Source organism: Streptomyces sp. NPDC020807 (assembly GCF_040641575.1).
Lineage (GTDB): Bacteria > Actinomycetota > Actinomycetes > Streptomycetales > Streptomycetaceae > Streptomyces.
Genome location: NZ_JBFADU010000039.1, coordinates 23,525 through 46,988 on the forward strand (window position 1 = coordinate 23,525; position 23,464 = coordinate 46,988).

Here is a 23,464-nt window from a genome sequence, read left to right on the forward strand (position 1 = left end):
TGTTCCTTAGGAGTTGGTGACGCGGGGGGAGGGCGGGGTGAGTTCGGGCCCGAGGAGCCAGGCGGCGATCTCGCGGATCGCGCCGAAACCACCGGGGGTGGTGGTGACCGCGCGGGCCGCGGCCCGGACGGAGTCGTGGGCGCTGCTCACCGCGACGGGCCAGCCGACGAGGTGGAAGCAGGGCAGGTCGTTGACGTCGTTGCCGGCGTAGAGGACGCGCTGCGGGTCGATGCCCTCGGCGTCGCACCACTCCTTGAGGGCCCGGTCCTTGCGGTCGATGCCGTGCAGGACGGGGATCTTGAGCTTGCGGGCGCGGGCGGCGACGACGGCGTTCTGTTCGGTGGAGAGGATGAGGACGGGCAGTCCGGCGCGGCGCAGGGCCGCGATGCCGAGGCCGTCGCCGCGGTGGGCGGAGACGAACTCGCGTCCCTCGGCGTCGAGGTGGACCCGGTCGTCGGTCTGGGTGCCGTCGAAGTCGAGGACGACCGCGTCCACGTCGGCGAAGCCGGGGGTGGCGGGCGCGCCGAGGAGCGGTGCGAGGGCCTTCGCGCGGGCGAGGTCGTGCGGGTCGTCGATCTCCAGGACCCGGGCGGGGTCGGTGACGACGATCGAGGTGCGGCCGAAGAAGCGGTGTCCGTGGGTACGGAAGCCGGGTGCGTCCATCGCGTAGACGGCGCCGGTCTCCAGGTACTCGGGCTCGCGGTCCTGGCGGCGGGGGCGGTGGGCCTTGTCGTGGTTGACGCCCTCGGCGCCGCCCGCGCCGGAATCGCGCCACAGGAAGCCGTGGCTGGGGGCGGCCGTGAAGGCGGTGTCGGCGGCGCCGGACGCGACCCGGTCGGCGGTCTCGGCGACCTCGGCGGAGGTGAGGAAGGGGCTCGTGCACTGGACGAGGAGGACGACGTCTGCCGTGCGGCCGTGGACCGCCTCGAAGGCGTCCACGGCGTGCAGGACGGCGGCCTCGCTGCTCGCGGTGTCCCCGGCGATGTCGGCGGGGCGGCGCACGACCTCGGCTCCGGCGGTACGGGCCGCCGCCGCGATGGCCTCGTCGTCGGTGGAGACGACGACGTGCGTCACCGTGCGGGCGCCGAGGCAGGCGTGGACGGCGCGGGCCACCAGCGGGACCCCTGCGACGGGGGCGAGGTTCTTGGCGGGGACGCCCTTGGAGCCGCCCCGGGCGGGGATCACGGCGAGGACCGTGGGCGTCGTGCTCTCGTGCTCGTTCGTCGGCATCACAGGTCTCCCAGGCGGCGGATGACGGGGGCCACGCGCTGCACGCCGTGGCGGTACGCGCCCCGCGCGGCCTCCCGCACGACCCGGCGCAGGCCGCTCTCACGGGGCTCCGGCGCGGTGACGTCCAGGCGGTGGCGGGCGAGGATCCCCGGCAGGTAGCCGGGGGCCGTCTCCGCGGTGTAGTAGGGGCGGAGCGGGGGCAGGGCGGGGAGTGCGAGGAGCGCGGCGACGCGGTCGCGGGCCGCGTCGAAGGCCGACTCGTACGGGCTGTCGGAGGCGACGCCCTGCCGGGCGAGCCACTCCTCGTCCGGCACGGGGACGCGTCCCTTGTCGAGCCGGTCGAAGGAGGTCAGGAGGCCGGAGCCGACGAAGTGGTGGTTGCCGAGGGCCTCGCGGATGCCGAAGTCGGTGAGGACCGCGGTGGGGATCCGGCGGTGGAGCGCTTCGAGGGCGGCCGTGGAGGAGACGGTGACCAGGAGGTCGGTGCGGTCCAGGACCTCGCCCATGTTTCCGTACACGAGGCGGAAGTTGGCGGGCGCGTCGAGCTCGCGGACCAGCTTCTGGTACGGGAACTCCTCCAGGTGCGTGGTGTGTTCGCCCGGCTTCGAGCGGAGCTTGAGGAGGACCTCGCGGCCGGGGTGGAGCCGGGCGTGCTCGGTCAACCGGCGCAGCAGGTAAGCGCGTTCGGCCCGGCTGACGGGCACGGAGGGCTGTGCGGCGAAGACGAGGGTGTCGCGGCCCGCCAGGGGGGCGTACGGGGCTCCGCCGAGGAAGGGGAGCGCGGCCTCGACGACGGGGTCGGCGAGGCCGACGGGCACCTCCGGGTCCGCCTCGGCGCCCACGCCCTCGGAGTCCGCGCCGACACCCTCGTACACCGCGCGGAAACGCTCGGCGTCGTGGCGGGAGTTGGCGAGGACGACGTCGGCGCCGTGGCGCAGGAGGAGGCCGTCGGCGAGCTTCTCGTACACGACACCGACGTATCCGGTGACGATCACCGGGCGGCGCTCGAGGCCGAGGTCGGCGATGCCCTGGAGGACCGCGCGGACGGTTCCGCCGACGAGGGCGAGGACGAGGACGTCGTACCCCTCGCCGCGCTCCTCCGCGTCCCGCACCTCGCGCAGGAACTCCGCGCCCGTCACCTCGCGCGGGGCGACCCGGGAGACCCCGGTCTCGGCGAGCTGGCGTGCGGTGGGAGTGGCCCTGCCGCGCAGGACGAAACCGGTGGGCTCGGCTGTCGCCGCGGTGATGCGGCGCGCCGTGAGGGCGCCCCATTTCCACCGGGTGTCGGAATCGGCGAGTACGGCGGTCCGTACCGCTTCGCTGCTACTTGCTGGCACGTCGAGGACGCTAGAAGGGCCTTCCGCTTTTCGGCCCAACTGGGCCACAACAACGGGTGAACAGAGCGCCTCCGCATTCTGAAGCGGCCCCGGGAACACCCGGAATCCGGCCGGGAGAGGGCTGGATTTCCCTTCTGTGAAAGGCGGTTAAGCGGCTCGCCGCTTGGTGTTCACCAAACGTCCCCCCACCGGTCGGGGGGAATGCCGGGTCGGGCCCTAGCGTCGGCCGCGTGGTCAAGCTCTCCGTCGTCGTGCCGTTCTTCAACGTGCAGACATACGCCTCCGACACCCTCACAAGCCTGCGCGCCAACGCCCGCGAGGACTTCGAGTTCCTGCTCGTCGACGACTGCTCGTCGGACGGCACACCGGAGATCCTCGAACGGGCCGTGCGCGACGTCCCGGGCGCCGTCCTGCTCCGGCACGCCGCCAACCAGGGACTCGCCACCGCGCGGAACACCGGCCTGGACCGGGCCAGGGGCGAGTACGTCACCTTCCTGGACGGCGACGACTGGCTCGCCGCCGGCTACTACGCGCGCCTCGTCGCCGCGATGGACCGGACGGGCGTCGACTTCCTCCGTACCGACCACGTCTCCGTGACGGGCCGGGCCCGCTCCGTCCGCCGGGTGCCGGTCCCCCGCCGCGACGAGGTCCTCGACCCGCGCGAGGCCATACTGCCCGCCCACCGCACGACCGCCGTCGACTACCCGTACGCGTGGGCCGGGATCTACCACCGCCGCCTCCTGGAGCGCGGCCTCCTGCACTTCCCGCACGGGCTGCGGACGGCCGAGGACCGGCCCTGGATCTGGAGGCTGCACCGCGAGGCGGAATCGTTCGCGGCGATCGGGGAACTCGGCGTGTTCTACCGCCGCGGGGTCGCGACCTCGCTCACCCAGATCGGCGATGTCCGGCAATTGGATTTCATCCGCGCATTCGACCAGGTGATCGAGGAGACCGCGGCGGACCGGGACGCGGACCTTCTCCTCCCCAAGGCCGTGCGCACCTATTGCGCGCTGATTTCCCATCACGTCGCCGGAATCAAGCGATTCGAGCCCGAGGTGGCGGAGCGGTTGACGGCGATGAGCGCGGGCGCGCTGCGCCGCATGCCGCAGAAGGTCCTCGACGGCGCGCTGACCGCGATGGGCGGGGAGCGCGCGGTGATGCTGCGGAAGCTGCGCAAGCAGCGGCCCGCCCCGCCGCCGCCCGCGCCGGACCCGGCGCCGGTCGCCGTGACGGTGACCCGGCCCTCCTCCCCCGTCGTCGGCTCCGCCGCCGGTGCCCCGGAGGTGGCGGCATGAGCGCCCGCCGGACCACGCAGATCTTCGCCGCCTCCACCCTCTACGGGGCGGCCACCCTGGCCGCCGCGCTCGACAGCGGCTCCTTCGGCCGGGCGGACCGGCGGATCCTCCTCGTCACCAACAACGCGCCCGTGCCCGAGACGACGCCGGCGCTCGACGAGGCCGACGGCTTCGACCTGATCCGCGCCCGCTTCGACGAGGTCATCTCCTGGAACGAGACGATCTCCCCGCTCCACCCGGCCGGCTGGACGCCCCGGGGCAGCGACCTGCCGATGCTCCAGCGGTACCTGCGCACCCTGTGGCGGCTCGGCGACGACCGGGTCGAACTCGCCCTGGAGTCGATCCAGGTGACCCCCGCGCTCGCCATCGCCCAGCTGCTGCCCGAGGCCTCGATCACGGTCTACGCCGACGGGCTCATGAGCTACGGGCCGACCCGGAACAAGATCGACACCATGATCGGCGGGCGGGTCCGGCGCCTGCTCCACCTGGACCTCGTCCCGGGGCTCAGGCCGCTGCTCCTCGGCGAGTTCGGGGCCGCGCCCGAGACCGTACCGGCCGAGGCGTTCACGAAGGTCGTCGCGGAGCTGTCCGGGCCGTCACCCGAGGCCGCGGAGACCGGCCCCGCGCTGCTCCTCGGGCAGTACCTCGCCGCCCTGAAGCTGCTCACCGCCGCCGAGGAGGAGGAACTCCACCTGCGGATGGTCAGGGGCGCCGTCGCCCGCGGCCACCGGAGGCTCGTCTTCAAGCCGCACCCGACCGCCCCCGACAGCTGGACGGGCTCGCTCGCCGAGGAGGCGGAGCGGCTCGGCGCCGAGCTGACCGTCGAGGACCGGCCCGTCCTCGCCGAGGTGCTCTACCGCGAGACCCGGCCCGCGCTCGTCGTCGGCTGCTTCTCCACGGCGCTGCTCACGGCGCACTCCTTCTACGGGCTGCCCACCGCCCGGGTCGGCACCGGCACGCTCCTGGAGCGGCTGACCCCGTTCCCGAACAGCAACCGGATCCCGCTGACCGTCGTCGACGCGGTGGTCCCGCCCCTGGAGGAGGACGGGACCGGCGGACCGGCGCCGGACGCGGCGGGCCTCAACGACCTGGTGGCGGCCGTCGGCTTCGCGATGCAGCCGAAGATACGGGCCGACCTGCGGCCGGCGGCGGCGCGGCACCTGTCGGGGCCGTACGCCGAGCTCACCCGGGTCCACTTCACCCGCCGCCGCCTGACCTATCTGAGCCTCCCTGGCGGCCTGCCCGTGCCCCGGCACCCGAAGGTGCGGGGCCTGGCGCGGCGCGCGCTGCGGCTGCGGAAGGAGCTCAGGAAGCGGGCCGCGGCCCGCAAGTAGGGGCCACCCCTGAGACCACGGCCCGGGACCCGTGCGGGGGTCCCGGGCCTTCCGTACGCCCGTCTCCGGGGAGGTCAGACGCGCTCGATCGTCTCCTGGAGCTCCGTCACCCACCGGGACCGGTCGTCCGGGCACTCCAGGTACAGCTCCCGGGCGTACCCCTTGGTGGTGTAGCCGTTGGTGCCGATCCAGTGGGCCAGCGCCTGCGCGGTCGGCAGGACGTCGTCCATGGAGCCGCGGTGGACGATGGTCGCGGCCTCCTCGACGCCCGGCAGGACGCGGACGTCGACGCCCTCCACGGCCGTCCCCTCGGGGACGGTCATGGCCGCGTGCACGACGACCGAGCCGTCGCCCCGGCCCGCGTCCTCGTAGTACGCGACGCCCGGGCCGAAGCCCGTGACGCCCGCCGCCGCCAGGCGGTCGCACAGCTCGTCGTAGAGCGGTCCGATGACGGGGGAGATGTCCTGGGGGCCGAAGCTCGCGGCGACCGCGCTCAGCTCGGCCACGCGCACGGCGGGGATCTTCTTGACGACGACGTCCTGGGTGGACATGCGTCCCTCCGTTTCGATGGCCCGGAGCCTCTCGCCGACCTGGGCGAGCCGCGAGCGCGCCGCTTCCAGGGCCTCTTCCAGCTCGGCCTGGCGCAGCCGCAGCATCCCGCGCAGCTCGTCCGCGTCGACCCGCTCGTCGAGCATCTCCCCCACCTGTTCGAGGGTGAAGCCGAGGTCCTTGAGCGCGATGACGCGGTTGAGCCGGGCGAGCTGGTCGGCCGCGTAGTAGCGGTATCCCGTGTGCGGGTCGACCCGGGCCGGGCGCAGCAGTCCGATGGCGTCGTAGTGACGCAGCATGCGGACCGACACCCGCCCGTGCCGGGCGAAGTCTCCGATGATGAACATGACGCCCCTTACGGAACAGCCTCACACGGTGTCAGGGTCAAACGATCACGCGGCGGGGGTGGGGAGGGGGCGTCAGGCCGCGCTGCTGAGGGAGAGCTTCACCGCGAAGCCGAGGAAGAGGGCGCCCGCGGCCGAGGTGGCGCCGGCCGAGAGCCGTCGGCGGCTGCGGAACGCGGCGGCGAGCCGCGTCCCGCCGAATATCAGGGTCGTCAGGTAGAGGAAGCTGCCGAGCTGGAGCAGGCTGCCGAGGACCAGGAAGGAGAGCGCCGGGTAGGCGTACGAGGGGTCCACGAACTGCACGAAGAAGGAGATCAGGAAGAGGATCGCCTTCGGGTTGAACAGGCTGATCAGCAGGGCGCGCCGGTACGGCCGCTCCACCTGGCCGGTCTCCTGCGCCGGGATCTCGTCGTCGGCCGCGACCGCGCCCCGGCTCCGCCACATCGCGAGGGCGGAGCGCAGCATCCCGTACGCCATCCAGGCCAGGTAGCCGGCGCCCGCGTACTTCACGATCATGAAGAGGACCGGGGTGGTCTGGAGCAGCGAGGCGGCGCCGAGGGCGGCGAGCGTCATGAGGACGGCGTCGCCGGTGAAGACCCCGGCGGCGGCCCGGTATCCGGTGCGCGTGCCCTTGCGGGCGGCGACGGACAGCACGTAGAGCGAGTTCGGCCCCGGGAGGAGGATGATGAGGACGAGTCCCGCGAGGTACGTCGGCAGATCGATGACACCCAGCATGGAGCGGAGTGTCGCACATGGGTACGACACTCCGCTGTGAGCTGGGTCTTAGCCTCGCCTGCCCTTAGAACGCGTCGGTCGGGACGTACGTGCCCCAGACCTCTCGCAGCGCGTTGCAGACCTCGCCGACCGTCGCACGGGCGCGGAGGGCGTCCTTCATCGGGTACAGGACGTTGTCCGTGCCCTCGGCCGCCTTCTTGAGCTCGACGAGCGCCGCGTCCACCGCCGCCTGGTCGCGCTCGGCGCGCAGCTTGGCGAGGCGCTCGGCCTGCTGGGCCTCGATCGCCGGGTCGACGCGCAGCGGCTCGTACGGCTCCTCGACGTCGATCGTGTAGCGGTTGACGCCGACGACGACCCGCTCGCCGCTGTCGGTCTCCTGCGCGATGCGGTACGCGCTCCGCTCGATCTCGCCCTTCTGGAAGCCGCGCTCGATGGCCGAGACCGCGCCGCCCATCTCCTCGACCTTGGCCATGAGCTCCAGGGCCGCCGCCTCCACGTCGTCCGTCATCTTCTCGACGACGTAGGAGCCCGCGAAGGGGTCGACGGTGGCCGTCACGTCCGTCTCGTACGCGAGGACCTGCTGCGTACGGAGGGCGAGGCGGGCCGACTTGTCCGTCGGCAGGGCGATGGCCTCGTCGAAGGAGTTGGTGTGGAGCGACTGCGTGCCGCCGAGGACGGCGGCGAGGCCCTGGACGGCGACGCGGACGAGGTTGACCTCGGGCTGCTGGGCCGTCAGCTGCACGCCGGCGGTCTGCGTGTGGAACCGGAGCATCAGCGACTTGGGGTTCTTCGCGCCGAACTCCTCCTTCATCACCCGCGCCCAGATCCGGCGGGCCGCGCGGAACTTGGCGACCTCCTCCAGGATCGTCGTGCGGGCGACGAAGAAGAACGACAGGCGCGGGGCGAAGTCGTCGACGTCCATGCCGGCGGCGACGGCCGTGCGGACGTACTCGATGCCGTCCGCGAGCGTGAACGCGATCTCCTGCGCGGGCGACGCCCCCGCCTCGGCCATGTGGTAGCCGGAGATCGAGATCGTGTTCCACTTCGGGATCTCGGCCTTGCAGTACTTGAAGATGTCCGCGATCAGGCGCAGGGAGGGCTTCGGCGGGAAGATGTACGTGCCCCGCGCGATGTACTCCTTCAGGACGTCGTTCTGGATCGTGCCCGTGAGCTGGTCCGCCGGGACGCCCTGCTCCTCGCCGACGAGCTGGTAGAGGAGGAGCAGGAGGGAACCGGGGGCGTTGATCGTCATCGACGTCGAGACCTTGTCCAGCGGGATCCCGTCGAACAGGACCCGCATGTCGTCGATCGAGTCGATCGCCACGCCGACCTTGCCGACCTCGCCGGACGAGATCGGGGCGTCGCTGTCGTGGCCCATCTGCGTCGGCAGGTCGAAGGCCACGGAGAGGCCCATCGTGCCGTTGGCGATGAGCTGCTTGTAGCGGGCGTTCGACTCCGTCGCCGTACCGAAACCGGCGTACTGCCGCATCGTCCACGGACGACCCGTGTACATCGACGGGTACACGCCCCGCGTGAACGGGTACTTGCCGGGCTCGCCCAGCTTCTCCGCCGGGTCCCAGCCCTCCTGGGACTCCGGTCCGTAGACCGGTTCGATCGGGAGACCCGACTCCGTCTCGCGCGCCATGTGTTGTGCCTCCCGATAGACCCTGCAGACCTGCTGCTCAGCGGCACCGACTCGGCGGTACCGACCCTCGCGACGGACTGTAGCGGCGGGCGTGCGGCCGGTGGAGGGCAGCACGCTGGGACCTTCCTCACAGCGTGCGCAACCGTGTGGGGCTGGGAAGCATCCCTACGGGTACATACGCACGATTCCACTCGGGGGACACCATGAAGCGGACCACGTCCGTCATACGGAGAGCGGTACTGGCGGGGGCGGCGGTGGCGCTCGCGGCGGGGTGTACGGCGCAGGCGCCGAAGACTCCGGTGGGGACGAAGCCGGCACCGACGACGTCGGCCGCCTCCACTCCCTCCGCTTCCTCTGGTTCCTCTGGTTCCTCTGGTTCCTCTGGTTCCTCTGGTTCCTCTGGTTCCTCTGGTTCCTCGGATCCCGCGCCTTCGGCGACGGACGGCAAGCCGCCGTCCCCGTCCTCGTCCGCCGCCCCGTCCGCCTCCACGTCCCCTGCCTCGTCCGCCACCCCGGGCGCCAAACCCCTCATGGGCGACGGCGACGAGAACGAGCAGGTGCGCGAGCTCCAGGCGCGGCTGCGCCAGGCCGGCTACTTCGACCGGGCGCCGACCGGCTTCTACGGGAAGATGACGGCGGGCGCGGTCACGGCCTTCCAGACGAAGCGGGGGCTGCCGCAGACGGGTTCGGTGGACGAGACGACCTGGCAGCGGCTGCTGGGGATGACGCGGAAGCCGACCGCCGACGAGCTCAAGCCCTCGACCACGAACAAGCTGGACACGCCCGATCCGCGCTGCATGACCGGCCGGGTGCTGTGCATCAGCAAGGAGAGCCGGACGCTCGCCTGGATGATCGACGGCAAGGTCGTCTCGTCCTTCGACGTCCGCTTCGGCTCGGAGAACACGCCGACCCGCGAGGGCCTCTTCAAGGTGGACCGGAAGGCCAGGGACTGGGTGTCGACGCTGTACCACACGCCCATGCCGTACTCGATGTTCTTCAGCCGGGGCCAGGCCGTGCACTACTCGGCGGACTTCGCGGCCCGCGGCTACAACGGCGCCTCGCACGGCTGCGTCAACGTCCGGGACCGGGCGAAGCTCGCGGCCCTCTTCGACCAGGTGAAGGTCGGCGACAAGGTCGTCGTCCACTGGTGAGTGGGAGAGAGGGCGCGGGTGGGACCGGGGGAACGTGTCCCACCCGCGCCGGGTGCGCGGAGCCGTAGGTACGGGGGGAACCCCGGCTCACGCGCGGCCGATGACCAGTCGGCTCACTCTGTACTGCGCCGACGGGTCGAAAAGTGTCACACCTGGGGTGGAGCGGGTTCAGCGGCGCGCCTTGTCCTTCTTCTGCGCACCGCCGCGCGCGCCGTCACCGACGGCGCCGCCGCTGTCGCTCCCGTCGTCGCTCCCGCCCTTGCTCCCGCTGTCGCTCCCGGCGTCACGCGGGGCGACGGCCAGGCTGTCCGCCTCGGCGCCGCCGTTCTTCCCGTCCCGCCTGGGCCCGTCGTCGTCGCGGTGGTCACCGCCGTCCTTGTCCTTCTCCGGGGACGCGGGCGTGGGGGTGAGCGAGGGTGCGGGGGACGCTCCGCCCCCGGCACCCGAGACGGCGGCCTCGCAGAACCGGCTCAGGGTCTCGTCGGCGCGCAGCAGATCCGTGAGCTCGCGCCGGCCGGACTCGTCGAGCCGGCCGGCCAGGTAGTCGCGGCAGGCCTGGAGGGCCCTCTCCCCCGCGTCCTTCGCCTCCTTCGGGTCCTTCGCGCCCGTCGCCGTCGCGCCGGGGCCCGGGGTGGTGCGGGTCCGGGGCGGGGCGGTGGCCGAGGAACCGCCCGACGAGGAGCCGCCGGAGGTGGATCCGCCCGGAGAGCCGTCCGAAGGAGGTCCGTCCGAAGGGGTCGAACCGGTTCCGGCCGTGGCGGGCGGGGGCGACGAGCCGTGCGCGTGCCCGGTCCCGTCCGGGACCGGCGAGGGCGTGCCGGGGTTCTCGCGGAGGCCCCGGGAGGTCGAGACGACCGGCTCCGGGGTCTCGACCGCCGTGACGGAGGCGGCGGGCTCGGGGCCGATGAGCGGCAGGACGCCGGTGCCCGCGGCGACGGCGACGCCGCCGACCGTGACGGCGGCCACCGCGGCGGCCAGCCCGAACCGGACGGAGCGTCCCCAGCGGCGTACGGGTGCGGCGACGGGGGCGGCGAGCCGTACGACCGGGCTGATCTCGGCCGGGGCGGCGACCGGGGCGGCCGGGGCACCGGCAGCGGGACCGGCGGCAGCGGCGCGGGCCGCGGTGGCCTCGCGGAACGCGGCGAGCGCGGCCGCCTCGCCGGGCAGCTCGGCGCGCGCGTCGGCGAGGGCAGGCGGACGGACCGCGTCACGGGCCGAGCCGAGGGCCTCCGCGAGGCGCCGGGCCTCGGATCGCGCGGGTTCGTCGAGGGCGTCGACCGGTTCGCCGCGGAGCAGCCGCTCCGCGGCCTCCTGGTCGAGCCACTGGTAGCGCTCGTCGGCCATCACATGTCCTTCTGCGTACGCGAACGTGAATGCGTCACACCGCCGGGGTCCGGGGAGCCCGGCCCGCGCCCGCGTTGCGGAGGGACTCCGTCCAGGGGGACGAGCCCTTGGCCGTCCGCCGGCGGCCCGTCCGCGCCGAGCAGTTCGGCGAGCTTCTTCAGCCCCCGGTGCGCGGCGGTCCGTACGGCTCCGGGGCGCTTGCCCAGGGTGTCGGCGGCGCTCTTGGCGTCCAGACCGACGACCACGCGCAGGACGACGGCCTCGGCCTGGTCCTGCGGGAGCCGGGAGATGAGGTGCATGGTGTCGCTGGTGGACAGGGCTTCCATCGCCTCGGCCACGGTGTCGGACTCGGCGGGCTTGTCGGCGAGCTCGGTCTCGTCGGCCCCCGCGGCGGGCCTGCGGCCGCGCATCCGGATGTGGTCGAGCGCGCGGTTGCGCGCGATCCTGGCGGCCCAGCCGCGGAAGCGGTCCGCGTCGCCGTCGAACCGGTCGAGGTCGCGCGCGATCTGGAGCCAGGACTCCGAGGCGACGTCCTCCGCGTCGCCGTCGCCGACCAGTGTGCGTATGTAGCCGAGCAATCGAGGTTGCACGGCGCGGTACACAGTACGGAAGGCGTCCTCGTCCCCGTCCTGTGCAGCGAGCACCGCGGCCGTCAGCTCCGCGTCGTCCCCCAGCACTCCCCAAACCCTGTTCGTCGGTCGCGTCGTCACGGCGTGTCGGCTGGTCATCGCCGCCTCGCCCGTCGCGAAGCTGCACGCTACGTGGTGGTCCGGTGGTACGTCCACGTACTACGGGGGACTTTGTACAACCTGCAACCTCCGGCTGTCCGCATGTCGGTGTGACAGAAACCGCGACTGTGGCGCAGTAACAGGTACGGAGCCGTGCTGCGGTTCCGTGGACGACGACCGGGGTCTCTCCTGTGGGGGGTGGCGACCCCGGTCGTCTCCCTTTCCCCCTCTTCCTCCCTCTCCCCGCCCCCTCCCTCCTCCTTCTCCCTCTCCTCGACCCGGGATCCGTCATGCCCGTTTCACTGTCAACCGACCGTTGACAGTCATCGACTGTCAACCTACGGTTGCCTCATGACGAATCCCATCGTTCCGAAGATCCCCGTCCGTCTCGACGAACTCATCGAAGCGATCAAGAAGGTCCACCCCGACGCCCTGGAGCAGCTCTCCGGCGCGGTCCTCGCCGCCGACCACCTCGGCGACGTCGCCGACCACCTCATCGGCCACTTCGTGGACCAGGCCCGTCGCTCCGGCGCGTCCTGGACCGACATCGGCCGCAGCATGGGCGTCACCCGCCAGGCGGCACAGAAGCGTTTCGTCCCCAAGGAGCCGGACGCGGAGAAGATGGACCCGAACGCGGGGTTCAGCCGCTTCACCCCGCGGGCCCGGAACGTGATCATGGCCGCTCAGAACGAGGCCACCGCCGCTCGCAACGGCGAGACCGTCCCCGCGCACCTCGCCCTCGGCCTGCTCGCGGAGCCCGAGGGGCTCGCGGCGATGTGGATCACCTCGCGGGGCGTGACGCTCGAACAGATCCGCGAAGCGGTCGCGGCGACCCTGCCGCCGGCAGTCGAGGAGCCGCCCACGCTCGTCCCGTACGACGCGGCGGCGAAGAAGGTCCTGGAGCTGACGTTCCGCGAGGCCCTGCGCCTCGGGCACAACTACGTCGGCACCGAGCACATCCTGCTCGCGCTCCTGGAGCACGAGGACGGCGAGGGCGTGCTCAGCGGCCTCGGCCTCGACAAGGCGACGGCGGAGCAGGAGATCGCGGCGGCGGTCGCGTCGGTCATGGTCCAGGAACCCGAAGCGGAATAGGGGTTCAGGCGGTACGGGCCCTGCGCGAGACGACCGCGCGCAGGACCCGGCCACCCTCGACGGAGAGCTCGCGGGCCCGGCGCAGACCGGTCGGTCCGTGGGCGGCCGCTTCGAGGACGGCGTGCTGCCGCCGGAGCTCCCCGGCGAGCAGCGGTCCCGCGCCGGCCGCGTCCCCGGCCAGGCAGCGTTCGACCAGCCCGTCGGCGACGCCGGCGGCGTCGAAGCCGCCGTGCAGGGCGAGGGCGCGGGCCGAGCAGCCGGCGGCCCAGGTCCGCAGGGCCTCGGCGGTCCAGTCGGCCGGGGCCTGCGCCAGCATCTCCCGTACGGCTCCGGCGGCCTCCCCCGTACCGGCACCGGCCTCCGCACCGAGTTCCACGCGCGCCTTGGCGACGGCCTCGCCCCAGGCTCCGGCGTCCCCGCGCGCGACGGCGGCCCACACGGGCCGCAGGGCGTCGCCGCCGTCCGGGGCGAGGAGCGGGAGGCACCGGTCCAGGCAGGCGAGCCCGGCGGCGGCGAGCCCGCGCTCGTCGGCCGCGTCGACCAGTTCCCGCAGACTCCTGCCCGACGCGCTCAGCGCGGCCGTCGACGTCATGGACGCCTCCTCGTCACCCGAATGGACGCAGTTTTCCCTTACTGCGCCGGGGGGCGGTTTTTCGTCACTGGGCGGCCGGAACCATGACGCCGGTGGCCTTGGCGTTTTGCATCGCGGTCAGCCTTCGGACGAAGAGGATCGCGAGGACGGCGGCGACGACGTCGAGGCCGTCGCTGATGAGCAGCGACTTGGCCACGGAGGCCCACTGGGCGGAGGTGTCGGCGACGCGGATGTCGTTCGCCACCAGCTGCGACATGGTCGTGTCCACGAGGAAGAACGTCCACCAGACGTTGAGCAGCAGGAACTCGAACGGGCGGTCGGCGCTGGAAGGATCGCGGCGGCTGGCCCGCCAGATGTCGACCGCGATGCCGCGCGGAATCCAGAGGTTGCCGACCGGGATGAACCAGCCACCGAGGGCCCAGCCGGGCGAGCGGCGCTGAAGGTCTCCCGCCCAGACCTCCGCGTTCGCGCGGCAGCGGCGGAACCAGACGAGGAAGGTGACCCCCGTCGAAAGGAGCGCGAGCAGCTGGATGCCTCCGGCCGCGGTCATGTTCGCCACGGCGAATTCGAGCCAGGACGCGTCCCCGGCGTGGTCCCGAGCGGCCACGAGGAGCTCGTAGTCGGCGTACAGGGCGTAGAGGTCGGCGCCGATCGTGGCGACGAGCAGGAACATGACGGCGAACGCGATGTCGTTCGGATTGCGGAGCATGGTGTGCGGTCCCCCAGGAGCACGCGGGGCCGGGCGGCCGCCGCCGGGGGAACGTACGGGACGCGGACGGCCCGCGTCCACGGCGTACGTCAAGTTGCGTCAGCGCACCTTCGCCGCGAGCGCCTTGAACTGTTCCCAGGTCAGGGGCGGTTTCTCCGGGTTCCAGACCTTCTGCGCGAGGGCCGTCAGCGGCATCCGGATGCCGTCCGCGACCTGCGCCTGCGTCTGGGCCTTCGACAGGTCGCACCAGACCGCGAACCGCGCGCCCAGGATCTGGGAGTCGTACCGCGCGGGCACCGGGTTCGTGCCCCGGACGACGAGCGGGGTCCACTCCTGGTAGATCCGGCGGCCGGTCGGGTACGTGAACTGGTTGGGCTGGCCGAGCACGTAGTAGAGGTACAGGTCGTTGAGGTTGACCAGCTTCCGGCCCGCGCTCAGGTACGCGACGGGCTGCCGCGCGCCGATCTCCTTGCCCGTCCAGTACTCGACCTCGATGTCCTTCGCGGCGCTGACCACGCCACCGGGGAAGAACCCGTCGTTCCACGCCTTGAGGGTCTTGCCGGTGGGCCGGACGACGGCCGCCCGGTCGTTGAGCCAGCCGGTCGCCAGGTCCTGGACGCGCGCCGACGGTCCGTACTTCGCCGTCGCGGCGCGGGCCAGCTGCGGGTAGGTCGCCTCGGGGTTCTTCACCATCAGGGCCACGTACTCGTCGGCGCCGAGGTGCCAGTACGCCCCGGGGAAGAGCGCCGTGTACTCGCGCAGCAGGTCGTCGACGATCCGGGCGGAGTCGGGGTCGGAGATGTCGACGGCCCCGCGCGGGGCCCGGCCGCCCGCGCTGACGAGCTGGAGGTCGGGGTGGGCGGCGATGACGGCGCCGAGGTGTCCCGGCGAGTCGATCTCCGGGACGACGGTGATGTGGCGGCTCGCGGCGAGCGCGATGATCCGCCGGACCTCGGCCTTGGTGAGGTGCTGGGCGGAGACGACCTCGGGGTGGCTGTCGGACTCGATCCGGAAGCCCTGGTCGTCGGAGAAGTGCAGCCCGAGCTGGTTGAGCTTGAGGTCGCCCATCTCGCGGACGCGGTCCTCCAGCCAGGCCGCCGTGAAGTGCTTGCGCGCGATGTCGACCATGAGGCCGCGCTGCGGCTTCGCCGGGCGGTCCGTGACGGTGCCCTCGGGCATCGCGCCCGTGGCGTTCACCGACTGCTTGAGCGTGCGGGTGCCGTAGAAGACCCCGGCCTCGTCGGGGCCCGCGATCCGGACCCGGCCGTCCTTGACGGTCAGGGTGTACGACTCGGGGGCGCCGGCCCGGCCCAGCGCGAGTTCGACGTCCCCGGGGCCGGCCGCGACGGCGCCCCGGTAGGCGATGCCGAGCTCCCCCGCGAGCAGCCGCCCCTCGTCGGCGAGGCCCGCGCTGTTCGCGGCGAGGACGACGCCCGCGGCGGGCGCGGGCTTCCAGCCGGGGCCGCGGGCGGGCTCGTGGTCGCGGACGGCGGGGATGGTGCGGGGGGCGGTGGAGAGCGGGTACGTCCGGGTGGGGCTCGGGGTGGGCGTCGGGGTCGGACTCGGCGCGCTCGTGGGGGCGGCGCCCGTGGACGTACCGGAGGAGGACGACGACGTACCGGACGACACGGCTCCGAACGGCGTCGGCGATCCGTTCGGGGATCCGTTCGGGGATCCGCCGGAGCAGGCCGCCACGGTGGCCAGTGCCACCGCGGTCGCCACGAGTGCCGGGCCCCGGCGGGTGACCCGTATGGAGTAACGCATCACTCCGAATCCTTCCTCAAGGACACCGCCTCGGCCAGTCAGCCACGCGGAACCGGATCGTCCATCACTTGTTCCGAAACTCTCCCTTCCGGGTGAAAATCGCGCATCCGTCGGACACTTCCCTCATCCCGTCGATAACGTTGCGTCACGTCCACACCGCCCGTCCCGCGCAGTACCGGAGCCCACGCTGACCCGCGACACCCACGCCCCCTGCCGGAAGCCGGGCTCCACGGACACGCCTGCGATACCCGCCCAGCACACGCCTCCCCGGCACCTGGACGGCCTCGTCGACTTCAACGCGGCCTCCGCCGCCGAGGCCGAGGCCCTGCTCCTGTCCTGCTGCCGCAGCCTCCGCTGGGCCGAACGGGTGGCCGCGCACCGGCCGTACCCGACCCTGGACGCCCTGCTCGCCGCCGCCGACGAGGCCGGATACGACCTGTCCCGCGCCGAACTCGACGAGGCGCTCGCCGCCGAGTCCTCGGCCCCGCCGCTGCCCGGCGCCCCACCGGCCGCCCGGACGGCGCTGCGGGCCGCCCACGCCGCGTACGAGAGCAGTTTCGGCCACGCCTTCGTGATCAGCCTCGACGGCGTGCGCCCCGGGGAGCGTCTCGACCGGGTCCTGGTCGGAATCCGGTCACGTCTCGGCAACGAACCGGAGGAGGAGAGGGTCGTCGCGGCCGACGAACTCCGCCGTCTGGCCCGCGCCCGACTCGCCTTCCGGCTGTCGGAAGGACTCCCCGGAGGACCGAAAGGGCTCACAAGAGGACACTCCGAGGCGTGATTACGACCGGAATGGGGCGATTTCGGGGCGGTCCACTGTCGTGCGATAGTCCGTCCGTGCCTGTTTGATCACACCTATGGACCCCGCGCGAGCGAACCGACAAGTCGTCGCTACGATGACCGGGGCCGGTGGACCGTACCCGGCCGGGCCAGACCGACAGAGAAGCCGGCCGGCCCTGATCCCCGCTCCCGGAGGGTTTTTCCGTGCCGGCTGGAACGCTGTACCGCGGCCGGGAAGGAATGTGGAGCTGGGTGGCTCATCGAGTCACCGGCGTCCTCATCTTCTTCTTCCTGTTCGTACACGTGCTGGACACCGCTCTCGTCCGCGTCTCCCCCGAGGCGTACGACGAGGTCGTCGCGACCTACAAGACGCCGATCGTCGCTCTTCTGGAGTACGGCCTCGTCGCCGCCATCCTCTTCCACGCGCTGAACGGCCTCCGGGTCATCGCCGTGGACTTCTGGTCCAAGGGCCCGCGCTACCAGAAGCAGATGCTCTGGACCGTCGTGGGCATCTGGGTCGTGCTGATGGCGGGCTCGCTGTACCCCGTCCTCGGCCACGCCGCACGTGAACTGTTCGGGAGCTGACGCCACTCATGTCTGCTGACACGACCTCCGCCGCGATCGGCCCCGTCGAGGGCGGCGCCCACTACGACGTGGACAACCCCGCGCCGTACATCGAGGCCCCGCGCAAGCGCACCGGCAAGACCCCGCGCGCCACGCGCGGCAACTTCGAGATGGCCGCGTGGCTCTTCATGCGCCTCTCGGGTGTGGTCCTCGTCGTCCTGGTCCTCGGCCACCTGCTGATCCAGCTCTTCCTGGACGGCGGCGTCTCCAAGATCGGCTTCGCCTTCGTGGCCGGCCGCTGGGCGTCCCCGTTCTGGCAGGTCTGGGACCTCCTGATGCTCTGGCTCGCCATGCTGCACGGCGCCAACGGCCTCCGTACCGTCATCAACGACTACGCGGAGCGGGCCAACACGCGCCTGTGGCTCAAGGGCCTGCTGTACACCGCCACGGTGTTCACCATCCTTCTGGGCACGCTGGTGATCTTCACCTTCGACCCGAACATCCGCTAGGCACGGGGCTGAGGTAATCCACGTCATGAAGATCCACAAGTACGACACCGTCATCGTCGGCGCCGGTGGCGCCGGCATGCGCGCCGCCATCGAGGCGACGAAGCGCAGCCGCACCGCCGTCCTGACGAAGCTCTACCCCACCCGCTCCCACACGGGCGCGGCGCAGGGCGGCATGGCCGCCGCGCTGGCGAACGTGGAGGAGGACAACTGGGAGTGGCACACCTTCGACACGGTCAAGGGCGGTGACTACCTGGTCGACCAGGACGCCGCCGAGATCCTGGCGAAGGAGGCCATCGACGCCGTCCTCGACCTGGAGAAGATGGGCCTGCCGTTCAACCGGACGCCGAACGGCACCATCGACCAGCGCCGCTTCGGCGGTCACTCCCGCAACCACGGCGAGGCCCCGGTCCGCCGGTCCTGCTACGCCGCGGACCGCACCGGCCACATGATCCTCCAGACGCTGTACCAGAACTGCGTCAAGGAGGGCGTGGAGTTCTTCAACGAGTTCTACGTCCTGGACCAGCTGATCACCGAGATCGACGGTGTGAAGCACTCCGCGGGCGTCGTCGCCTACGAGCTGGCCACCGGCGAGATCCACGTCTTCCAGGCCAAGGCCGTCATCTACGCGTCCGGCGGCACCGGCAAGTTCTTCAAGGTGACCTCCAACGCCCACACCCTGACCGGTGACGGCCAGGCCGCGTGCTACCGCCGCGGTCTGCCGCTGGAGGACATGGAGTTCTTCCAGTTCCACCCGACGGGCATCTGGCGCATGGGCATCCTGCTGACGGAGGGCGCCCGCGGTGAGGGCGGCATCCTCCGCAACAAGGACGGCGAGCGCTTCATGGAGAAGTACGCGCCGGTCATGAAGGACCTCGCGTCCCGTGACGTCGTGTCCCGCTCCATCTACACGGAGATCCGCGAGGGCCGCGGCTGCGGTCCCGAGGGCGACCACGTCTACCTGGACCTGACGCACCTCCCGCCGGAGCAGCTCGACGCCAAGCTCCCGGACATCACCGAGTTCGCCCGTACGTACCTCGGCATCGAGCCGTACACGGACCCGATCCCGATCCAGCCCACCGCGCACTACGCCATGGGCGGCATCCCGACGAACGTCGAGGGTGAGGTCCTCTCGGACAACACCACCGTCGTCCCGGGCCTGTACGCGGCCGGCGAGGTCGCCTGCGTGTCGGTGCACGGCGCCAACCGCCTCGGCACCAACTCGCTGCTCGACATCAACGTCTTCGGCAAGCGCTCCGGCATCGCCGCCGCCGAGTACTCCGCCAAGTCCGACTTCGTCGAGCTCCCGGAGAACCCGGAGTCGATGGTCGTCGCCCAGATCGAGAAGCTCCGCAACTCCACGGGCAGCGAGCGGGTCGCCGACCTGCGCCGCGAGCTCCAGGAGACGATGGACGCCAACGTGATGGTGTTCCGCACGGAGCAGACGATCAAGACGGCCGTCGAGAAGATCGCCGAGCTGCGCGAGCGCTACGAGAACGTGTCCATCCAGGACAAGGGCAAGCGCTTCAACACCGACCTCCTGGAGGCCATCGAGCTGGGCAACCTGCTCGAGCTCGCCGAGGTCATGGCCGTCTCTGCCCTGGCGCGCAAGGAGTCCCGCGGCGGTCACTACCGCGAGGACTACCCGAACCGCGACGACGTCAACTTCATGCGCCACACCATGGCGTACCGCGAGGTCGGCGAGGACGGCTCCGAGACCGTCCGTCTCGACTACAAGCCGGTCGTCCAGACCCGCTACCAGCCGATGGAGCGTAAGTACTGATGGCTACCCCCGTACTGGACAAGGTCGAGGCGGAGTCCGCCGCCTCCCCCTACATCACGGTCACGATGCGCATCCGGCGCTTCAACCCCGAGATCTCGGACGCCTCGGTCTGGGAGGACTTCCAGATCGAGATCGACCCGAAGGAGCGCGTCCTCGACGCCCTCCACAAGATCAAGTGGGACGTCGACGGCACGCTGACCTTCCGTCGCTCGTGCGCGCACGGCATCTGCGGCTCGGACGCGATGCGGATCAACGGCAAGAACAGGCTCGCCTGCAAGACGCTGATCAAGGACATCAACCCCGAGAAGCCGATCACGGTCGAGGCCATCAAGGGCCTGACGGTGCTCAAGGACCTCGTGGTCGACATGGAGCCCTTCTTCCAGGCGTACCGGGACGTCATGCCGTTCCTGGTCACCAAGGGCAACGAGCCGACGCGCGAGCGTCTGCAGTCCGCCGAGGACCGCGAGCGGTTCGACGACACCACCAAGTGCATCCTGTGCGCCGCGTGCACGTCGTCCTGCCCGGTCTTCTGGAACGACGGCCAGTACTTCGGTCCGGCCGCGATCGTCAACGCGCACCGCTTCATCTTCGACTCGCGTGACGAGGCGGGCGAGCAGCGCCTGGAGATCCTGAACGACAAGGACGGCGTGTGGCGTTGCCGCACGACGTTCAACTGCACGGACGCGTGCCCGCGTGGCATCGAGGTCACGAAGGCGATCCAGGAAGTGAAGCGCGCGCTGATCACGCGTCGCTTCTGATCCTCTTCCCGGCCCGGAAGGGCCCCGTCTCCCCCTGGGGAGGCGGGGCCCTTCCGCGTTTCCGCGGCCCGCGAGCCCGGCCTGATCGGCAGGACACCCCCTAGGGGGCGCGGGCGGGGGCGGGCCGGGGTTCGTCCAGGGTCGTCCCCGATGGTCGGGAGGGTCGGGTGGGCGGGAACCTTGATCCATGACGACGACGAAGACGAACTCCTGGACGCGTACGGCACGTTGGACGGCTTCCACCGCGGCGGCGGCCCTGTTGGTGACGGGTGTGGCGGTCGCCCCGGTGATGGCCTCGGCGCCCGCCCCCGCCCCCGCGGGGAGCGCCGTGGCCGCCGCGCAGAACGGGCGGGTCGACACCGCCGCGCTGGGTGAGGCGCTGGCCGGGATGCCGGACGACGCCGTGCGGGGCGCGATGGTGCGGATCACGGGCAGAGAGGGGCGGTGGAGCGGGACCGCCGGGGAGTGGACGGCGCCGGTGGACGCGGAGTTCGCCGCCGGGAGCGTCACGAAGCTGTTCACGGGAGCGATAGCGCTCCAGCTCGTCGGCGAGGGCCGGCTCTCCCTGGACGACACGGTCCAGGACCTCCTCCCGGGGTTGCTCCCCGACGCGTACGAGCCGATCACCGTCGGGCAGCTCCTGAGCCACTCCAGTGGCCTCCAGAAGCCCCGTTGCGCCCGTCCGGGCACTCCGGTGGAGGTCGTCACCTCGGCGGTCTCCTGCGGGACGCCGACGGCTCCGGGCACGGCCGTGCGCTACAACGGGATCAACTACTTCCTCGCCGGGCTCGTGATCGAGAAGGTGACCGGGCGGTCGTACGGGGAGGAGCTCCGCGACCGGGTCGTGCGGCCGCTGGGGCTGCGCCACACCTCGCTGCCGGCGGACGACTGGGCGTGGGCGGAGGGCGGGATCGTGTCCCGCGCGTCCGACCTGGAGCGGTTCTTCACCGCGCTGACGCGGGGCGGGCTGCTGCGGCCGGCCGAGCGGGAGCTGCTGTTCACGACGCCCGGGATACCGGGGGCCGACTTCAGCTACGGGGGGCTGATGCGGTTCGCGCTGCCCGACGGCGGGCCGGTGCTCTGGGGCAAGACGGGGTCGAACCGCGGCTGGACGAGCGGCGTGTTCGCCACGCGCGGCCTGGGGCGGGTCCTCGTCTACTCGACGCTGACGACGGGGCGGGACGCGGACGGGGAGACGGCCCGGGTGAAGGCGATGGCGGGCGCGGCCTTCAGGGGTGTCCGGGGGAGCTGACGGGGTCCTCCGTCGACTCCGCCCGGATCATGATCCGGCGGAGCAGGTCGTTGAGCAGGTTCCGCTCCTCGGGGGCGAGGACGCCGAGGAGGCGGTACTCCTCGTGGCCGAGGACGTCCATGGCGCCGAGCCAGGTCTGGTGACCGGCCTCGGTGAGTTCGACGACGACCCGGCGCCGGTCGGTCGTGGAGGGGGTGCGGCGGACGAAGCCGCGCTTCTCCAGGGCGTCGAGGCGGCCGGAGACGGAGGCGGGGGCGAGGTCGAGGTCCTCGGCGAGCTCGGAGGGCGCGGCGCTGCCGCCGCGGCCGGCGAGCTTGTGGAGGGTGTCGAACTCGTGGCGTTCGAGGTCGAAGTCGAGGAGGGACTGCTCCCTGACGCGACGGAGGTGGACGGAGAGCTTCTTCATCCGGGTGACGGCGCCCTCGATGACGGGGTCGAGGTCGGGCAGGACGGGCTGCCAGCGGGCGACGTGGTCGTCGGTCCAGTCGCGGGGGGCCTGCGGGTCCTCGGGGTGCGCCATGAGCTGATCGTACGTCGGGAGCCCCGGCGCGCCCCCCGAAAGTATTTCGTTGACGAATTATTCGATGCCGAAATACCCTGCGGTCCATGCGATCCCCCGCCCCCACGCACGAGGCTCCCGCGCCCAGCCCCGTCCCCCACCCCCTGCGCACCCGCGCCTTCCGGCTGCTCTTCGCGGGCCAGGCCCTCTCCCTCGTGGGCGACGCGGCGATCCCGGCCGCGCTCGCCCTCGCCGTCCTCGCGGCCACCGGCTCCAGCGGGGCGCTCGCCCTGGTCCTCGGCTGCGCGATGGTGCCCAAACTGCTCCTGCTGCCGCTGGGCGGGGTCGTGGGCGACCGGTTCGACGCCCGCGCCGTCGCCCTCACCACCGACCTCGTGCGGTGCGCCACGCAGTTGCTCGTCGCCGTGCAGCTGCTCGGCGGCAGCCCGAGCCTGGTCGTGCTCGCGGCGGCCTCGGCGGTCGGCGGCGCGGCCGGTGCCTTCGCGATGCCGACCGGGTCGCCGCTGGTGAAGGGCGTGGTCGCGACCGAGGCCCTGGACCGCGCCAACGCGGCGATGGGGGTGGCGTCGAGTGCCGGGCGGCTCGCCGGGCCGGCGCTCGCGGGGTCACTGGTGCTGACGGTGGGGCCGGGGTGGGCGTTCGTGCTCGACGCGGTCACGTTCGCGGTGAGCGCCGCCCTCCTCGCGGCGGTGCGGGTGGCGCGGGTGCCCATCCCGCACCGCTCCCTCCGGGCCGATCTCGTGGAGGGCTGGCGGGAGGTCCGCTCCCGCGACTGGTACTGGACGAGCCTGATCGGCCACAGCGCCTGGAACGGGGCCGCGGCGGTCCTGATGACACTGGGACCCGCGGTCGCCGTGGAGCGGCTCGGCGGGGGCGGGACCTGGGTCGTCCTGCTCCAGGTCGGCGCGGTCGGCTACCTGCTCGGGGCGCTGCTCGCCGACCGGGCCCGGCCCCGGCGACCCGTCCTGACGGCGAACCTGGGGCTCGCGACGTACGCGCTGCCGCTGGCGCTGCTGGCGGTCGCCGCACCCGCGCCACTGACCGTCGCGGCCTACGGGCTCGCACAGGCGGGGCTCGGGTTCCTGTCGCCCGTCTGGCAGACGGCCGTCCAGCGGGCGGTGCCCGGGCACGCGCTGGCGCGGGTCACCTCGTACGACTGGCTGCTCTCGCTGGCGGCCATGCCCGTGGGCTACGCCCTGGCCCCACTGGCGGCGGCCGCCTGGGGGCCCGGAGTGCCGCTGCTCGCGGCGGCGGTGGCCGTCGGCGGTTGCTGCCTGGCGACGGTGCTCGTGCCGGGGGTACGGCGCTTCCGCTAGGCGCCGGTGCGCCGACGGGGCCGGGGGCCGCGGGACGGACGGGGGGGCGGGGGGGCGGGGGGGCGGGGGGGGCGCGGGGGGGCGGGTGCGCGGCGTCCCGGGCGCGCGCGGGCGGGGCGGAGGGGCGGAGGCGGGG

At 72.5% G+C, this 23,464-nt stretch carries 22 protein-coding genes; 11 read left to right on the plus strand and 11 right to left on the minus strand.

What is annotated here, in order from left to right:
• Positions 1-6: 6 nt before the first annotated feature.
• A complete protein-coding gene (locus tag AB0G79_RS32150; RefSeq protein WP_360812801.1) occupies positions 7-1,230 on the minus strand; it encodes an acylneuraminate cytidylyltransferase in 1,224 nt (407 codons plus the stop codon).
• Positions 1,230-2,567 carry a DUF6716 putative glycosyltransferase gene (locus AB0G79_RS32155; RefSeq protein ID WP_360812803.1) on the minus strand — a complete coding sequence of 446 codons (1,338 nt, stop codon included), beginning with the start codon at positions 2,565-2,567 and terminating at the stop codon, positions 1,230-1,232. Before AB0G79_RS32155 ends, AB0G79_RS32150 begins: the two co-directional genes overlap by 1 nt.
• A gap of 230 nt (positions 2,568-2,797) precedes the next feature.
• Here AB0G79_RS32155 and AB0G79_RS32160 point away from each other — a divergent pair, with 230 nt between their 5' ends.
• Both AB0G79_RS32160 and AB0G79_RS32165 read left to right on the plus strand, forming a co-directional pair.
• On the plus strand, positions 2,798-3,862 hold the full coding sequence (locus AB0G79_RS32160; RefSeq protein ID WP_360812805.1) for a glycosyltransferase family 2 protein: 1,065 nt from the start codon (positions 2,798-2,800) through the stop codon (positions 3,860-3,862).
• Positions 3,859-5,196, plus strand: coding sequence for an alpha-2,8-polysialyltransferase family protein (locus AB0G79_RS32165; protein WP_360812807.1), 1,338 nt, complete (start codon positions 3,859-3,861; stop codon positions 5,194-5,196). The genes AB0G79_RS32160 and AB0G79_RS32165 overlap by 4 nt, the downstream gene beginning before the upstream one ends.
• Before the next feature lie 74 nt (positions 5,197-5,270).
• Here the strand turns inward: AB0G79_RS32165 and AB0G79_RS32170 are convergent, their stop codons facing one another.
• The 3 genes from AB0G79_RS32170 to AB0G79_RS32180 form a co-directional block, all read right to left on the minus strand.
• Positions 5,271-6,092 carry a MerR family transcriptional regulator gene (locus AB0G79_RS32170; protein WP_360812809.1) on the minus strand — a complete coding sequence of 274 codons (822 nt, stop codon included), beginning with the start codon at positions 6,090-6,092 and terminating at the stop codon, positions 5,271-5,273.
• Positions 6,093-6,164: 72 nt separating this feature from the next.
• The gene (leuE, locus tag AB0G79_RS32175) at positions 6,165-6,824 is read right to left on the minus strand and encodes a leucine efflux protein LeuE (protein ID WP_360812811.1); all 660 of its coding nucleotides are present in this window, start codon (positions 6,822-6,824) and stop codon (positions 6,165-6,167) included.
• 64 nt (positions 6,825-6,888) lie between these two features.
• Entirely contained in the window at positions 6,889-8,469 is a 1,581-nt protein-coding gene (locus AB0G79_RS32180) for a methylmalonyl-CoA mutase family protein (RefSeq protein ID WP_360812813.1), read from the minus strand.
• A gap of 203 nt (positions 8,470-8,672) precedes the next feature.
• Here AB0G79_RS32180 and AB0G79_RS32185 point away from each other — a divergent pair, with 203 nt between their 5' ends.
• Entirely contained in the window at positions 8,673-9,620 is a 948-nt protein-coding gene (locus AB0G79_RS32185; RefSeq protein ID WP_360812815.1) for a L,D-transpeptidase family protein, read from the plus strand.
• 168 nt (positions 9,621-9,788) lie between these two features.
• On the opposite strand, the gene AB0G79_RS32190 is transcribed toward AB0G79_RS32185, so the two are convergent.
• Together AB0G79_RS32190 and AB0G79_RS32195 are read right to left on the minus strand one after the other, a co-directional pair.
• Positions 9,789-10,964 (minus strand): hypothetical protein, encoded by a 1,176-nt coding sequence (locus AB0G79_RS32190; RefSeq protein WP_360812817.1) that lies wholly within the window; start codon positions 10,962-10,964, stop codon positions 9,789-9,791.
• Positions 10,964-11,641 carry an RNA polymerase sigma factor gene (locus tag AB0G79_RS32195; protein ID WP_360812818.1) on the minus strand — a complete coding sequence of 226 codons (678 nt, stop codon included), beginning with the start codon at positions 11,639-11,641 and terminating at the stop codon, positions 10,964-10,966. The genes AB0G79_RS32190 and AB0G79_RS32195 overlap by 1 nt, the downstream gene beginning before the upstream one ends.
• A 402-nt stretch (positions 11,642-12,043) precedes the next feature.
• On the opposite strand from AB0G79_RS32195, the gene AB0G79_RS32200 reads away from it, so the two are divergent.
• Positions 12,044-12,784, plus strand: coding sequence for a Clp protease N-terminal domain-containing protein (locus tag AB0G79_RS32200; RefSeq protein WP_360812819.1), 741 nt, complete (start codon positions 12,044-12,046; stop codon positions 12,782-12,784).
• A 4-nt stretch (positions 12,785-12,788) separates the two neighbouring features.
• Here the strand turns inward: AB0G79_RS32200 and AB0G79_RS32205 are convergent, their stop codons facing one another.
• From AB0G79_RS32205 to AB0G79_RS32215, 3 genes are all read right to left on the minus strand, one after another.
• Positions 12,789-13,376 (minus strand): hypothetical protein, encoded by a 588-nt coding sequence (locus AB0G79_RS32205; RefSeq protein ID WP_360812820.1) that lies wholly within the window; start codon positions 13,374-13,376, stop codon positions 12,789-12,791.
• A gap of 64 nt (positions 13,377-13,440) precedes the next feature.
• Entirely contained in the window at positions 13,441-14,085 is a 645-nt protein-coding gene (locus AB0G79_RS32210) for a DUF4328 domain-containing protein (RefSeq protein WP_360812821.1), read from the minus strand.
• Positions 14,086-14,184: 99 nt separating this feature from the next.
• A complete protein-coding gene (locus tag AB0G79_RS32215; RefSeq protein WP_360812823.1) occupies positions 14,185-15,852 on the minus strand; it encodes a glycoside hydrolase family 20 protein in 1,668 nt (555 codons plus the stop codon).
• 271 nt (positions 15,853-16,123) lie between these two features.
• Here AB0G79_RS32215 and AB0G79_RS32220 point away from each other — a divergent pair, with 271 nt between their 5' ends.
• From AB0G79_RS32220 to AB0G79_RS32245, 6 genes are all read left to right on the plus strand, one after another.
• Positions 16,124-16,630, plus strand: a complete 507-nt coding sequence (locus AB0G79_RS32220; protein ID WP_360812835.1) for a 2-oxo-4-hydroxy-4-carboxy-5-ureidoimidazoline decarboxylase — start codon at positions 16,124-16,126, stop codon at positions 16,628-16,630.
• Between the two features lie 203 nt (positions 16,631-16,833).
• Positions 16,834-17,214: a succinate dehydrogenase, cytochrome b556 subunit gene (gene sdhC, locus AB0G79_RS32225; RefSeq protein WP_015035721.1), complete on the plus strand. Its 381-nt coding sequence runs from the start codon at positions 16,834-16,836 to the stop codon at positions 17,212-17,214.
• Positions 17,215-17,222: 8 nt separating this feature from the next.
• Positions 17,223-17,702 (plus strand): succinate dehydrogenase hydrophobic membrane anchor subunit, encoded by a 480-nt coding sequence (locus AB0G79_RS32230; RefSeq protein ID WP_189800273.1) that lies wholly within the window; start codon positions 17,223-17,225, stop codon positions 17,700-17,702.
• A gap of 25 nt (positions 17,703-17,727) precedes the next feature.
• Complete coding sequence (gene sdhA, locus AB0G79_RS32235; RefSeq protein ID WP_360812826.1) at positions 17,728-19,482, plus strand: succinate dehydrogenase flavoprotein subunit; 1,755 nt, start codon at positions 17,728-17,730, stop codon at positions 19,480-19,482.
• Positions 19,482-20,240 carry a succinate dehydrogenase iron-sulfur subunit gene (locus AB0G79_RS32240; RefSeq protein ID WP_187741978.1) on the plus strand — a complete coding sequence of 253 codons (759 nt, stop codon included), beginning with the start codon at positions 19,482-19,484 and terminating at the stop codon, positions 20,238-20,240. Before sdhA ends, AB0G79_RS32240 begins: the two co-directional genes overlap by 1 nt.
• A gap of 187 nt (positions 20,241-20,427) precedes the next feature.
• Positions 20,428-21,492, plus strand: coding sequence for a serine hydrolase domain-containing protein (locus tag AB0G79_RS32245; protein ID WP_360812829.1), 1,065 nt, complete (start codon positions 20,428-20,430; stop codon positions 21,490-21,492).
• Here AB0G79_RS32245 and AB0G79_RS32250 read toward each other — a convergent pair.
• A complete protein-coding gene (locus tag AB0G79_RS32250; protein ID WP_360812831.1) occupies positions 21,470-22,012 on the minus strand; it encodes a MarR family transcriptional regulator in 543 nt (180 codons plus the stop codon). The two genes, AB0G79_RS32245 and AB0G79_RS32250, sit on opposite strands and share 23 nt — an antisense overlap.
• An 86-nt stretch (positions 22,013-22,098) precedes the next feature.
• Here AB0G79_RS32250 and AB0G79_RS32255 point away from each other — a divergent pair, with 86 nt between their 5' ends.
• On the plus strand, positions 22,099-23,328 hold the full coding sequence (locus AB0G79_RS32255; protein WP_360812833.1) for an MFS transporter: 1,230 nt from the start codon (positions 22,099-22,101) through the stop codon (positions 23,326-23,328).
• Positions 23,329-23,464 lie beyond the last annotated feature (136 nt).